Origin of the sequence: Paractinoplanes globisporus DSM 43857 (assembly GCF_000379645.1) — a bacterium.
GTDB classification, from domain to species: domain Bacteria; phylum Actinomycetota; class Actinomycetes; order Mycobacteriales; family Micromonosporaceae; genus Actinoplanes; species Actinoplanes globisporus.
The window spans coordinates 148,067-161,075 of sequence record NZ_KB903299.1 but is presented as its reverse complement, the minus strand read 5'-3'; the positions used below and the strand labels follow the sequence as shown (position 1 = coordinate 161,075).

At 71.5% G+C, this 13,009-nt stretch carries 11 protein-coding genes; 6 read left to right on the top strand and 5 right to left on the bottom strand.

Annotated elements, in window-relative coordinates; all coding sequences use genetic code 11:
* Nucleotides 1-45: 45 nt before the first annotated feature.
* The 4 genes from A3CQ_RS0113895 to A3CQ_RS0113880 are packed head-to-tail and all read right to left on the bottom strand — an operon-like array spanning nucleotide 46 to nucleotide 3,713.
* Entirely contained in the window at nucleotides 46-2,139 is a 2,094-nt protein-coding gene (locus A3CQ_RS0113895) for a xanthine dehydrogenase family protein molybdopterin-binding subunit (protein WP_020511545.1), read from the bottom strand.
* Complete coding sequence (locus A3CQ_RS0113890; protein WP_020511544.1) at nucleotides 2,132-2,578, bottom strand: (2Fe-2S)-binding protein; 447 nt, start codon at nucleotides 2,576-2,578, stop codon at nucleotides 2,132-2,134. The genes A3CQ_RS0113895 and A3CQ_RS0113890 overlap by 8 nt, the downstream gene beginning before the upstream one ends.
* Nucleotides 2,578-3,222, bottom strand: a complete 645-nt coding sequence (locus A3CQ_RS0113885) for a GntR family transcriptional regulator (protein ID WP_020511543.1) — start codon at nucleotides 3,220-3,222, stop codon at nucleotides 2,578-2,580. Before A3CQ_RS0113885 ends, A3CQ_RS0113890 begins: the two co-directional genes overlap by 1 nt.
* Nucleotides 3,219-3,713, bottom strand: coding sequence for a VOC family protein (locus A3CQ_RS0113880; protein ID WP_020511542.1), 495 nt, complete (start codon nucleotides 3,711-3,713; stop codon nucleotides 3,219-3,221). Before A3CQ_RS0113880 ends, A3CQ_RS0113885 begins: the two co-directional genes overlap by 4 nt.
* A gap of 122 nt (nucleotides 3,714-3,835) precedes the next feature.
* On the opposite strand from A3CQ_RS0113880, the gene A3CQ_RS0113875 reads away from it, so the two are divergent.
* The 6 genes from A3CQ_RS0113875 (at nucleotide 3,836) to A3CQ_RS0113850 (ending at nucleotide 11,386) form a co-directional block, all read left to right on the top strand.
* On the top strand, nucleotides 3,836-6,004 hold the full coding sequence (locus A3CQ_RS0113875) for an alpha-ketoacid dehydrogenase subunit alpha/beta (protein ID WP_020511541.1): 2,169 nt from the start codon (nucleotides 3,836-3,838) through the stop codon (nucleotides 6,002-6,004).
* Between the two features lies 1 nt (nucleotide 6,005).
* Nucleotides 6,006-7,289, top strand: coding sequence for a dihydrolipoamide acetyltransferase family protein (locus A3CQ_RS0113870; protein WP_026205680.1), 1,284 nt, complete (start codon nucleotides 6,006-6,008; stop codon nucleotides 7,287-7,289).
* Nucleotides 7,290-7,300: 11 nt separating this feature from the next.
* Entirely contained in the window at nucleotides 7,301-8,389 is a 1,089-nt protein-coding gene (locus A3CQ_RS57355; RefSeq protein ID WP_020511539.1) for an alpha/beta hydrolase family protein, read from the top strand.
* A 140-nt stretch (nucleotides 8,390-8,529) separates the two neighbouring features.
* Nucleotides 8,530-9,093: a PAS domain S-box protein gene (locus A3CQ_RS62080; RefSeq protein ID WP_211216575.1), complete on the top strand. Its 564-nt coding sequence runs from the start codon at nucleotides 8,530-8,532 to the stop codon at nucleotides 9,091-9,093.
* Between the two features lie 11 nt (nucleotides 9,094-9,104).
* Entirely contained in the window at nucleotides 9,105-11,006 is a 1,902-nt protein-coding gene (locus tag A3CQ_RS0113855; RefSeq protein WP_020511537.1) for an ATP-binding protein, read from the top strand.
* Nucleotides 11,003-11,386, top strand: a complete 384-nt coding sequence (locus A3CQ_RS0113850; protein ID WP_020511536.1) for a response regulator — start codon at nucleotides 11,003-11,005, stop codon at nucleotides 11,384-11,386. The genes A3CQ_RS0113855 and A3CQ_RS0113850 overlap by 4 nt, the downstream gene beginning before the upstream one ends.
* Before the next feature lie 2 nt (nucleotides 11,387-11,388).
* On the opposite strand, the gene A3CQ_RS0113845 is transcribed toward A3CQ_RS0113850, so the two are convergent.
* Nucleotides 11,389-12,909: a SpoIIE family protein phosphatase gene (locus A3CQ_RS0113845; protein WP_020511535.1), complete on the bottom strand. Its 1,521-nt coding sequence runs from the start codon at nucleotides 12,907-12,909 to the stop codon at nucleotides 11,389-11,391.
* Nucleotides 12,910-13,009: the final 100 nt, after the last annotated feature.

Genomic DNA, 13,009 nt, shown 5'->3' with positions numbered 1-13,009 from the left:
CCCGCGCGGCCCGACTCCCGGCGGGCTCGTCTCGCCGGTCTGGCGTCAGCTCGCGTTTTCGATCGCGGCCACCACCGCCTCCCTGGTCAGCGGGAGGTCGCGCACGCGAACCCCGACCGCGGCCGCCAGCGCGTTCCCGATCGCGGCGGCGGTCGGCCCCTGGGCGGCCTCGCCGGCGCCCACCGACTTCTCGGCCGCGTCACCGCCGACCAGGGTGACGTCGACCCGCGGTACCTGAGAGAACCGCAGGATCGGATAGGTCTCCCAGGTGTCGCTGGTGACCCGCCGCCGGTCGAACCGAACCCGCTCGGTCAGCGTCCAACTGGCCGACTGCACGGCCCCACCCTCGATCTGATTGCGCACACCGTCCGGGTTGACCACCCGCCCGACGTCAACGGCCACGGTCAACCGCCGCACCCGCACGTCCGTCTCGGCCTCCACCTCCGCGACGACCGCGCAGTAGGCACCGGTGCCCTTGTACTTCGCATACCCCAGCCCCAGCCCGATGCCCTCCGCCGGCGGACGCCCCCAGCCGGCCTCTTCCGCCGCCGCCGCGAGCACCCGCCGCCCCCGCGGATCGCCGAGGTGGCTGAGCCGGAACTCGAGCGGATCACGCCCGGCCACCTCGGCCAGCTCGTCCATGGCCGACTCGATGGCGAAGACGTTCAGAAAGGCCCCCAGCGCCCGCATCGACGAACTGCGGATGGGCGACCGCAGCAGGCGGTGCCCCACAACTCGCCGGCGCGGCAGGTCGTAGCCCGGCAGAGCGTTGCGCATGCTCCCGTACCCGTTGGCGGCCGGCGGATCCACCGCCGCCGGATACTCGGCCGCGTCCTCGAGGAACGTGGCCGACAGCAGCCCGGGCACCCCCGCATACCCCGGCCGTGCCATGTGCCCCTGGCTGAACACGTCGTAGCTCCACGACGAGATGGCCCCCTCGGCCGACAACGTCGCGACGACATCGGCCGTCATCGCCGACCCGAACGGCGCCCACGACAACTCGTCCTGCCGGCTCCACAACACCTGCACCGGCCGACCCGGCACGGCCCGCGCCAGCAACACGGCATCGTAGGCAGCGTCGTCGGCCGCGTTGTGCCCGTAGCACCCCGCGCTCTCGACGTGCTCCACCCGCACGGCGCTCGACTCGAGCCCGAGCGCGCCGGCGATCGCCCGCCCGAGCGGATGAACCCCTTGGCTGTGTGACCACACGTCCACCCGGCCGTCGGGATGCCAGACCGCGACCCCGCAGCTGGGCGCCATCGAGGCGTGGGCCAGGAACGGACGGCTGTAGGTGGCTCGCAGTACTCGATCCCCGGCCGGCGCCCTGGAGGCGATGCCGTCGGCCGCTCCCGCAGTCCGGCCGGTCGGCGCCGCGGCGGAATCGTCGACCACCGTGATCGTCTCGTGCGGCCCCGAACGCAGAAACTTGTCGAGCTCGTCCTCGTCGGGCAACGAGTCGTGCTCGGCCCAGCGTGCATTCCGCCGGACGAGCTCTGCTGCCCGCCCCACCGCCGCCTCGTCGACGCCGACCACCCCGACGAACGAGCCGTCCCGCACGAGAGTCACCCCGCCGGCCAGTTCGGCGCGAACCTCGCCGCTCACCTCGATCAGGCGCGCCCCTCGGGACGGAGGCCGCACGACCCGGCCGAACAGCTGACCGGGCAGGCGCATGTCCTGGATGTAGCGCGGCCGCCCGAACACCTTGTCCGGCAGGTCGAGCCGGTCGACGCTGCGGCCGACCAGCGTGAAGTCCGAGCGCAGCGGGACGTCGGGGTCGGCTCGGACCTCCAGGTCGACGAGGGTCGCAAGCTCCGCGTAGGAGAAGTCGTCGCCACCGGCCGCCTCGGCGAAGCGGGCCCGGACGTTGGCCGCCGCCACCCGCAGCGCCGCACCCGAGTCCATGATGGACAGGCTGCCCGCGGTGACGCCCTCGTCCGGCCCGGTGGTCGCGGCCGGCAGCATGCGGATCACGGCGAGGTCGACACCGAGCTCGTCGGAGGCTATCTGGGCCAGCGCGGTAAGAATGCCCTGACCGAGCTCGACCTTGCCGGCTCGCACGTCGATCGTGCCGTCGGCGCGCACGGCGATCCACCGCGCGAGGATCGGGTTGGCCGCGAGGTTTTTCGGCAGGTCAGTCATCGTCCTCGCCCGCTTTCACGATCGCCCGGACCATCCGCTGCTGTGCCCCGCACCGGCACAGGTGGCGGTCGAGCGCCGCGGCCACCTCGGGCTCCCCGGGATGCGGTGAACGCCCCAGGAGCGCGACGGCCGACATGATGATCCCCGTGACGCAGTAGCCGCACTGAGCCGCCTGCTCGTCGAGGAACACCCTCTGGACCGGGTGGGGCGAGATGCCCTCGACGGTCGTGACGGCCTTGCCCTCGAGCGACCAGATCGGGGTGTCGCAGGCCGGCACCGCGACACCGTCGACGTGCACGAAACAGGCGCCACACAGCCCGAGCCCGCAGCCGAAGCGCGCACCCATCAGGCCGAGATCGTTGCGCAGGACGTAGAGCAGCGGCGTCTCGGGCTCCGCGTCGACCTGGCGGTGCTCGCCGTTCACCAGCAGCGTGATCATCAGTCTTCTCCGAAAACTTCGGGGTGCCGGCCGAGCTCGATGCGCGTGCGCCGGATGTGCCCGGCCAGGAAGCGCCCGGAGTCGACCTCGTCCCGGCGCTCGATGGCGTCCATCAGCAGGCGATGCTCGGCGTTCACCACCCAGCGCCGGCTCGGGCCGATGATCTGCATGAAGATGCGGCGGTAGTACTGCGTCGAGTTCCACAGGCGGGTGACCGTCTCGGTCAGGTGGTCGATGCCGCAGGCGCTGTAGGTACGCAGGTGGAACTCGCGGTCGAGCGCGAGGAACCCGGCGACGTCGACGCCGGCCTCGATCTCGTCCTGGATCTCCTCGAGCCGCAGGAAGTCGCCCGGGGTCAGGAACGGCAGGCTCTCGGCGAGCGCCAGGGGCTCGAGCTGCTCGCGCATCTTGTACATCACGTCGACCTCGTGCATGGACAGCCACGGCACCCGCGCGCCCTTGTTGGGCTCGAGCTCGATCAGGCCCTCGGCCGCGAGCATCTGCAGCGCCTCGCGGACGGGCAGCCGGCTGGCGCCGAGCTGCTGGGCGATGTCCTCCTGGCGGACCCGCTCGCCGGGCGCTATCCGGCCGCCGAGAATGGCGGTGCGCAGGTGCTCGGCGACGCGGTGGGTGGCCACGGTCATGACGTCTCGCCCCGGAAGAACGCCCGGCCGTTCGGGTAGGAGACCAGTTCGAACTGCATGCCCCATGGTGCCAGGAAGTAGACCCAGCGCTGACCCTCATGCGGGCCGCGACTCGCCGTCGGTTCGCCAAGCACGGTGACGCCGTGGCGTCGCAGGTGGTCGACCGCCGCGTCGAGGTCGTCGACGTAGAGGGCGATGTGGTGGCCGCCGACGTCGCAGTTGCGCGGCTGCTCGGTGCGCTGGTCGGGCGCCGTGTAGGAGAACACCTCGAGGATCGCCTGGCCGCCGAGGCGGAAGAACCGGTTTTCCGGCACGGTGGCGCGCGGATGCACATTGAGATGGTCGGCCATCCACGTGCCGTCATCGGCGAACGGACCCAGGGAGTAGAGGTACTCACAGCCGAGCACGTCGACGAGGAACGCCTGCGCCTGGTCGAGGTCGGGCACGGTGAACCCGATGTGGTCGAGCCGCTGCAGTCCCGGTAGTCCCATCGCTCCACCTCCTTTTGGATCCAATCGACCCTATCGCGTCCGCAGTCGGTGAGGGAAGTCCGGATCCGGGGTGGAAAATGGATCCAATCAATGGGAAGCTGTCCGGGACGAAGGAGGTCCCGATGGCCGAGCACCGTGCATTGCACCCCGGCGCCGCTTGGACGGAGCTGGTCGTCACCGACGCCGACTGGGATGCGGCCGATCCCGGGCTGCTCGCCACAATGTTCCACCAGCTCACGCTGATCCGGGCCTTCGAGGAGTTCGTGCTCGAGCTCGCCGGCGCGGGCCTCGTGCACGGTCCCGCCCACTCCAGCATCGGGCAGGAGGGCGGCGCCGTCGGCTCGGTGCTCGCGCTCGCCCCCGGCGACCAGATCAACGGCTCGCACCGTGGCCACCACCAGTTCCTCGCCAAGGCGCTGCAGCACGTCGCGCCCAAGGGCTTCGACCTGACCGCCGAGCTGCCCGAGGAGGTCCGCACCCTCCTGCTGCGCACGCTCGCGGAGATCTGCGGCCTCGCCCGCGGCTTCAGCCACGGTCGGGGCGGCTCGATGCACCTGCAATGGATGGAGGCCGGCGCGATGGGTACCAACGCCATCGTCGGCGGCGGTGTCCCGCTCGCGGCCGGCTACGCGTGGGCGAGCCGGCAGGCCGGCACCGATGCCGTCGCGGTGACCTACTTCGGCGACGGCGCCGCCAACATCGGCTCCACCCTCGAGACCTTCAATCTCGCCGCCGCCTGGCGGCTCCCCGTCTGCTTCTTCCTGGAAAACAATCAGTACGCCGTGTCCACCTCCGTCCGCGAGGCGACCGGGGAGCCGCGCCTCTCCGCCCGCGGGCCCGGGTTCGGCATCGCCAGCTGGCGCGTCGACGGAATGGATCCACTCGCGGTCCACCTGGCGATGCGCGAGGCGACCGCACACATGCGCGACGGCGACGGCCCCGCGCTCATCGAGGCCGACACCTACCGCTACTTCCACCAGAACGGTCCCTTCCCCGGCAGCGCCTTCCGCTACCGCACCCGTTCGGAGGAAGACGAGTGGCGCAAGCGCGACCCGGTCGACCGGGTGGCCGGCCACCTGATCCGGCGCGGCCTGCTCACACCGGAGGCGCGCGAGGCCGCCGACGCCGGCGCCAAGGAGGCGATGGCCGCCGCCGGTCGTGTGCTGTTCGAGCCCATGCCCGGCGGCAAACCCGGCGAACGGCGAATCAAGCCGGGGGAGTGGCCCGATCCCGCCTTTGTGAACGTGGGAGTCCGCGGCGATCTCGGCGAGTTCGCCGGCGCCCGCCTGGCCGCCGATGACATCGCCGTGCAGGACACCAAGTTCATCGACGCCGTGGCCGAGGTGATGCGCAGGCGCATGACCGCCGACGACCGGATAGTCGTGCTGGGCGAGGACGTGCACCGCCTCAACGGCGGCACGAACGGCGCAACGAAAGACCTGAAGGACGCGTTCCCCGACCGCGTTCTCGGCACACCCATCAGCGAGAACGCGTTCACCGGCCTGGCCGGCGGCATCGCCCTCGACGGGCGGTTCCGTCCCGTCGTCGAGTTCATGTACGCCGACTTCATGTGGGTCGCCGCCGACCAGCTGTTCAACCAGATCGGCAAGGCGCGGCACATGTTCGGCGGCGACGGACCGGTCCCGCTGGTCCTGCGGAGCAAGGTCGCGACCGGCACCGGCTACGGCTCGCAGCACTCGATGGACCCCGCCGGCGTGTACGCCACCGCACCCGGCTGGCGGATCGTCGCGCCGTCCACGCCGTTCGACTACGTGGGCCTCATGAACGCCGCTCTGCGCTGCGAGGACCCGGTGGTCGTCCTGGAGCACGTCGATCTCTACCAGAGCACGGGCCCGGGCCCGGTCGACGACTACGACTACTGCCTCCCGGTCGGCCGGGCGGCCGTCCGGCGGTCCGGGTCGGCCGTCACCGTGGTGGCCTACCTGTCGATGGTCGCCGAGTCGCTGGCCGCGACCGAGGAGACCGGTGTGGACGCCGAGGTGATCGACCTGCGCTGGCTCGACCGGGCCAGCGTCGACTGGGAGACGCTGGGCTCGAGCATCCGCAAGACCAACCGTGTCCTCATCGTCGAGCAGGGCGCCTCCGGCACGTCCTACGGCGGCTGGCTGGCCGACGAGATCCAGCGCCGGCTCTTCGACTGGCTGGACGCCCCCATCCAGCGGGTCACCGGCGGCGAGGCCTCGCCGAGCATCAGCAAGGTGCTGGAGAGGGCGGCGATCGCCCGTCACGACGAGATCGCCACGGCCCTGCGCCAGATCGGGGAGGCCTGAGATGGCCACCCTCCTGAGAATGCCGGCGATCTCCGCGAACGTGACCGAAGCCGTCCTCAACGACTGGCCCCTGACCGAAAACACAGCCTTCTCCGCGGGCGATCCCATAGCCACCGTGGAGACCGACAAGGCCGTGGTGGACGTCCCCGCCGAGGCCGACGGGGTCCTGATCCGCACCCTCGTCGAGCCCGGCCGCGCGGTCCCGGTGGGCACCCCGATGGCGGTGCTGGCCGCTCCCCACGAGGTCATCGGCGACATCGAAGCCCTGGTGGCCCAACTGCTCGGCGACCAACCGGCATCCCCGCCGTCGCCCACGACCAACGGCGTGGTCCGGGTGTTCGCCAGCCCGCTGGCGCGACGCCTGGCGCGAGAGAACGGCCTGCACGTCAACGACATCACCGGCACAGGCCCGGGCGGCCGAGTGGTCCGCGACGACGTCCACCGAGCGATCGCCGACCGCACCGCGCCCGCGGCCGAGCCCGCGCCCGCGCCGACGTCTGCGCCCGCGTCCGGGCTCGCGCCCGCGGCCGCGCCGGCGTCTGCGCCCGCGACCGGGCTCGCGCCCGCGTCGGCCTCGACGCCGGCCGTGACGGCGGTCAGTGGGGTGGGGTTCGACGTGGTTCCGCACTCGCGGATGCGGCGGGCGATTGCGTCTCGCCTGGCGGCGAGCGCGCGCGAGACGCCCGTGTTCACGATTCGGGGTAGTGCTCGTGTCGATGAGTTGCTCGCGGTTCGGAAGGAGCTCAACGCGGCGGGCGGGGTCAAGATCTCGGTGAACGACCTCGTGGTCGCCGCGGCCGCCCGGGCTCAGGTGGCGGTGCCCGACATGAACGTCCGGTGGACCGAGGACGCGGTGCACCGGTTCCACGATGTTGACGTCTCTATCGCGGTGGCCACCGACGCCGGGCTGGTCACACCGGTGGTGCGGCGAGCGTCCGAGCTGACGATCTCGGCGCTGGCCCGGGTCGGCGCCGGTCTGGTGGAGCGGGCGCGGGACGGCAAGCTGCGGCAGGACGAGTTGGAGGGCGGCGCTCTCACCGTGACGAACCTCGGCTCGTACGGCGTCGAAGAGTTCACTGCCGTGATCAATCCGCCGCAGGCGGCGATCCTCGCTGTCGGTGCGGCGCGGCCGGAAGCCGTGGTCGTCGATGGGGAGATCGGGGTGGCCACCGTGCTGCGGGTGACGCTCTCGGTCGATCATCGGCCGGTCGACGGTGCTCTCGCCGCCCGGTGGATGGCGCACTTCCTCGGGTTGCTCGAGGCTCCACTTCGCATTCTGGCCTGACGGAGGTATCCATGCCCGACGCCGCTATCGAGACCGCGCTGGCCCACTGGGCGCCCCGGCTGATTCAGAACGGGGTGGACTACAACGACATGACCTCGACCGTCGCGCGCACCGCGACCTGGGCGGACTGGCTGCCGCAGTGGAACCGGACGGCCGACGAGCAGGCGGCGTTCGCGCGGGAGGCGGATGCGGCGGGGCATGCCCTGACCGCAGGGCAGGCCTGGCGGCGCGCGTCGGTGAACCGGCACTTCGGCAAGTTCGTCTGGATGCTCGACACCGACCTGGCCGCCGAGGCCACCCGCGTGTCCGTGCAGGAGACGCTGGCCGCGCTGGCCCGGCTCGATCCGACCGGGGAGCGGCTCGAGGTGCCGTTCGCGGACGGCACCGTCTACGCCAACCTGCGCCGGCCGCCCGGAGTCGATCGGCCGCCCTACGTGGTGCTGATCCCGGGGCTCGACTCGACGAAGGAGGAGTTCTTCTTCTTCGAGCAGTCGTTCCTGGATCGCGGGCTCGCGACCGTCTCGCTGGACGGGCCGGGGCAGGGTGAGACCGGGCTCGTGCTGCCGATCCGGCCGGACTACGAGGTGGCGGTCAGCGCGCTGCTCGACCTGCTCACGGGACGGTCCGACCTCGACCACGAGCGGGTGGGCGTGGCCGGCGTGAGCCTCGGGGGTTACTACGCGCCACGGGTTGCCGCTCACGAACACCGGGTGGACGCGGTGGTGGGCATCAGCGGGCCGTTCCGCTTCGGGGACATGTGGGACGATCTGCCGCCGATGACTCGCCAGACGTTCGTGGTGAAATCGGGTGCCCGGGACGACGAGGAGGGGCGTCGCCTCGCCCTCGCGCTGGACCTCACCGGGCAGTGCGAGCGGATCGCCGTGCCGGCCCTGTACGTGACCGGACGCCTGGACCGGCTGATTCCGTGGCAGCAGACGCAACGACAGGCCGCCGAGACGCCCGCCGGCACCTTCGTGTGCTTCCCCGACGGCAACCACGGCGTCTCGAACCTGCCGTCGAAGGCACGCCCGATGATCGCCGACTGGATGGCCGACCAGCTCGGCGCCGGCTCGGCCGCCGATCGGCGCGCGGCGGCCTGACGCGGGAGCCACTCTTTCCGGGGACATACATCCCTCTCGCGGGTCGCTAGTGTCCGTCGCGGGCGTGTTCGTGCGGAGCGAGGTGCGGGATGTACGTGTCCGGCAGCGGGAGCCCGGCGGCCGTGGGGTCGGTCGAGGCCATGATTGTGGGCTCTGCCCGGGACGCGATCGTGGGCGAGACGCTCGACGGCACGGTTCTGTTCTGGAACCGGGCGGCCGAGGAGCTGTATGGCTATGCCGCGGCGGAGATGCTGGGGCGGCGGGCCGAGATCCTGTACCCGGACGGGCGCCGGGACGGTGACGCGGCCACGCTGCTGCGGGTCGCCGAGGGGCAGCGGGTCGGCGAGTTCATCAGCGAGCGGGTTCGCCGGGACGGTACCCGGGTGCGGGTGTGCGTCCGTGTCGCCCCGCTCGTCGACGCGGGCGGCGCCACGATCGGCGTCACCAGCACCTCGTGGGCCGGGGGCGAACTCGTCAGCCGGGTGGCGCATCAGCTCCGTACGCCGCTCAACGCCATTGTCGGGTTCACCGGCATGCTGCTGATGCGCCTACCTGGGCCGATCAACGACGAGCAGGAGCATCAGCTCGAGCTGGTGCGGGACAGTGCGGAACAGCTTCTCTCGCTCATCAACCAACTGTCACGTCCCGACCAGAAGAGTCCCGACCAGAAGAGTCCCGAGCAAAAAAGTCCCGACAACAGCTGAGGCAGGCGCCGGTGGACAGCGGGTGGACCGACCTTTGGTGGCAGCTGACGGCGATGGCCAACGCCGTGATCCTGGCCGCGTACCTCGCGATCTCCTTCGCGATAGCCCGGGGACTCCTGCGGGCGCGGCAGTGGCGGAACAATCCGCTCGGCCTCGCCACCGCCTCGATCTTCTTCAGCTGCGCCGTCCACCACGGCTCGCACACCGTGCACCTCCTGCTTCCGTACTTCAACATGGACGTCCACGGCGGGCTGGCGATGCGGATGGCGTTCGGCATGGACTTCCAGGCGGCCGGCTGGGACACCGTCACCGCCGTACTGGCCGTCTGGTATTGGACCTTGCGTGGGCGTTTCCCGGCGCTGGTCCGGGGCGCCGCGCTGTTCGAGGACCTTCGGTTGCGGCAGGCGGCGGAGGCGACACTGCGCGCCAGCGAGGAGCGCTTCCGCGAGATCGTCGAGACCACCAGCGAGGGCGTCGTCGTCCTCGACGCGGACGGGCGGATCGGCTACACCAACGACCGCTTCGCCGAGATGGTGGGGCGTACGCCGGATGATCTGCCCGGCTCGGCCATGCTCGATCTTGTCACCGGCGCCGATCAGGCCGTCGCCGAGCAGGCGCTGAGCGCGGTCCACGACAGCGGAGCCACCCATTTCGAGGTCGGCATGCACGCGTCGGGCGGCCGGGTCGTGTGGGCGCGGATCGCCCTGACCACCCGGGTCGACGACGCCGGCACGCCGATCGGGGCGCTCGCCATGGTCGCCGACGTCACCGAGCAGAAGAGCATCGAGGCCCAGCTGCACCAGGCGCAGAAGCTCGACGCCGTGGGACAGCTCGCCGGCGGGCTCGCCCACGACTTCAACAACCTGCTGACCGTCATCGACGGGTACGCCGCGCTGCTGATCGCCGAGGCGGACGAGACGACCACCAAGGATCTCGTCATGATCCGCGACGCGTCGTCCCGGGCCAGCGCGCTGACCCGCCAGCTGCTGACGTTCTCCCGGGCCCAGACCGCCCGGCCGCAGGTCGTCGAGGTCGCCGGTCTCGTCGCCGGCCTCGAGGTCCTGATGCGGCGACTCATCCGCGAGGACATCGACCTGGTCGTGACGCCGACCGCCGCGGCCACGCCGGTGCGCGTCGACCCGGGCCAGCTCGAGCAGGTGCTGGTCAACCTCGCGATCAACGCCCGCGACGCGATGCCGACCGGCGGAACCCTCACCATCGGCACCGATCGGGTCGATGTCGAGCAGAGCGACTTCGTGCTGGTCTCGGTCACGGACACGGGCCTCGGCATGACGCCGGAGGTCGCCGCCCGGGCGTTCGAGCCGTTCTTCACCACCAAAAACCCCGGCGAGGGTACGGGGCTGGGACTGTCCACGGTGTACGGCATCGTGACCCGGGCCGGCGGTCAGGTGCGGCTCGAGTCCCGGCCGGGCCTGGGCACCACGTTCGAGGTCTACCTGCCCGCCGCCACCACCCCCGCCGACGCGGCCGGGGAGGCCGACGAACCGCAGCGACTCATCGCCGGCGACGGGACGATCCTGCTCGTCGAGGACGATCCGGCCGTTCGCCAGCTCAGCGAGCGCATCCTGCGTACTGCCGGATATCGGGTTCTGGTCGGTGTCGACGGCGAGGACGCCCTGGCGGTGGCCGGGGCGCACGCCGACATCGACCTGCTGGTCACCGACGTCGTCATGCCGGGGATGAACGGCCAGCAGCTCGCCGACCGGCTCACCGATCTCCGGCCGGGACTGCCGGTCATCTTCACCTCGGCGTACACCCGCGGCGTGCTCACCGACACCGGGGACGACCGGACCGTGGCGTTCCTCGACAAGCCCTTCACCGCGGCCGCCCTCACCGCGAAGGTCCGGTCGGTGCTGGACAACCACGCCGAAGCGGCGGCGTCTCCCGCATGACGGGCCGCACCGTGCTCTACATCGAGGACAACCCGATCAACACGATGCTCGTCGAGCGGATCCTGCGGGCGCGACCGACCGTGACGTTCGGCTCCGCCCCGGACGGGCGCACCGGCCTGGAGAGCGTCGACCGGCTGCGGCCCGATCTCGTCCTGCTCGACCTCGACCTGCCGGACATCGACGGCGAACAGGTGCTGGCCGCGCTGCGGGCCACGCCGGACACCCGGGACATCCCCGTGATCGTCATCAGCGGCGACCTCGACCCCGACCTGCACCGCCGGGTCCTCGCGGGCGGGGCAAAAGGTTTCCTGGTCAAACCGTACGACATTACCGACCTGCTCAAAGCCGTCGACTGTTCGCTGGGCGGCGGCGGTACGTAGGGTCAGGCGCGGGTGAGCAGCACCGCCAGGCACACGTCGTCGTCCGGCGCCGCGCCGCCGAGCATGTCGCGGACGACGTCCTCGGCGAAGGCCTCCGCCGCCATCGCGGAGTCCCGATCGAGCCGCTCGAACGCCTCGGCCGCGACCCGCCGCACCTGACGCGCGTCGGTCGAGGCCGGGTCGTGAATCCGATCGGTGAGGCCGTCCGTGTACGCGCAGAACGCGGACCCCGCCGGCAGATGCAGATCATGCTGCGGGAACACCGCGGTCGACAACGCACCCATGAGCGGCCCCGACGCGGTCAGCAGCCGCGCGACAACCCCGCCGTCGCGGTCCCGGGCAACCACCACCGGTGCCGGGTGCCCACCGTTGGCGACCCGCAGATGCCCGGTCTCCGGGTCGTACAGCGCCACCACCGCGGTCACGAACGAGTCGTCCTGGCAGGTGCCGGCGAGGAACCGGTTGAGCCGGCCCAGCACCGCCGCCGGTTCCGGATCCTCGTGGGCGTACGCCCGCAGAGCCGCGAGTGCCTGCCCCATGACCGCGGCGGGATGCCGGTCGTGCCCGGCGACCTTGCCGACCGAGAGCATCAGCCGGCCGCCGGAGACCGCCTGCGCGTCGTACCAGGTCGCCCCGATGTCGAGCCGTTCCGGGGCCGGGAGGTACACCGTCGCGACGTCCGTCCCCGCCACGGCCGGCAGCGTCGCGGGCAGCACCGCACCGTGGAACGCGTCAATGGTCCGACGGACAGCGTGCCAATCCACCTGCACCTGAAGATCGGCCCGCGCCTCGGCCCGGATCGCGGTCACGTCCTGGGCGGCACCCCACAGCCGGGGCACGGGCTCGGTCACCGCCCGGCACGAGATGATCAGCTCGCGGACCATGCCGTGCGGGCTCGCCACCCGCAACTCCGAGGTCACCGGCAGCCCGGTGCGCCGGGCCTTCTCGACCATGGACGCGATTCCGGCCGCGTCCGACGGGTGGACGCCCTGCAGCAGCTCGTGCGGGGCGAGCCGCGTCGAGGGCAGGCCGAGAACGTCACGGAGCGACCGTGAGATGAGGACCGTGCTGGTCTCCAGGTCGAACTCCCACGTCCCGGCCCGGGCCAGCCGCTGCGTCTCGGCCACCTGATCGGCGGTGCTCACCGAGACCCGGCCCGGATCGAGCAGGGAGTCGATGGTCGCCAGGACGATGGACGGCTGCGCCGGCTTAAGGATCACATCGTGCACGTCGCAGGCGTACGCCAATGGTTGTATCTCTTGAAGGCCGTAATGCGCCGTGCTGAACACGATCGGGACATGCCGGGTGGCGGGATCGCCGCGAAGCGCGCGGGCCAGCTCATACCCGTCCAGGCCGGGCATCAGGACGTCGGTGATCACCGCGTCCGGGGGTCGCGAGGCGGCCATCACCAGCGCGCTGTCGCCGTCGGACGCCTGCTCCACCCGGTGCCCGCGATACCGCAACAGCGTGCGCATGAACTCCCGGCTGGGAGCGTCGTCATCGACAACTAGCACGGTCGCCATCTCAAGGACGCTAGGTGCGCCCCCGAACCACACATCGCACACGGCGTGCGCCGTCGGAAAGGCCAGACGCCCCATCCGTTTGACCACCGCAAGGGTGGGG

Coding starts and splice junctions, on each gene's coding strand:
- A3CQ_RS62080 (WP_211216575.1), top strand. CDS start 8,530: ATGATTGTGGGCTCTGCCCGGGACGCGATCGTGGGCGAGACGCTCGAC.
- A3CQ_RS0113850 (WP_020511536.1), top strand. CDS start 11,003: ATGACGGGCCGCACCGTGCTCTACATCGAGGACAACCCGATCAACACG.
- A3CQ_RS0113895 (WP_020511545.1), bottom strand. CDS start 2,139: ATGACTGACCTGCCGAAAAACCTCGCGGCCAACCCGATCCTCGCGCGG.
- A3CQ_RS0113890 (WP_020511544.1), bottom strand. CDS start 2,578: ATGATCACGCTGCTGGTGAACGGCGAGCACCGCCAGGTCGACGCGGAG.
- A3CQ_RS0113870 (WP_026205680.1), top strand. CDS start 6,006: ATGGCCACCCTCCTGAGAATGCCGGCGATCTCCGCGAACGTGACCGAA.
- A3CQ_RS0113885 (WP_020511543.1), bottom strand. CDS start 3,222: ATGACCGTGGCCACCCACCGCGTCGCCGAGCACCTGCGCACCGCCATT.
- A3CQ_RS57355 (WP_020511539.1), top strand. CDS start 7,301: ATGCCCGACGCCGCTATCGAGACCGCGCTGGCCCACTGGGCGCCCCGG.
- A3CQ_RS0113845 (WP_020511535.1), bottom strand. CDS start 12,909: ATGGCGACCGTGCTAGTTGTCGATGACGACGCTCCCAGCCGGGAGTTC.
- A3CQ_RS0113875 (WP_020511541.1), top strand. CDS start 3,836: ATGGCCGAGCACCGTGCATTGCACCCCGGCGCCGCTTGGACGGAGCTG.
- A3CQ_RS0113880 (WP_020511542.1), bottom strand. CDS start 3,713: ATGGGACTACCGGGACTGCAGCGGCTCGACCACATCGGGTTCACCGTG.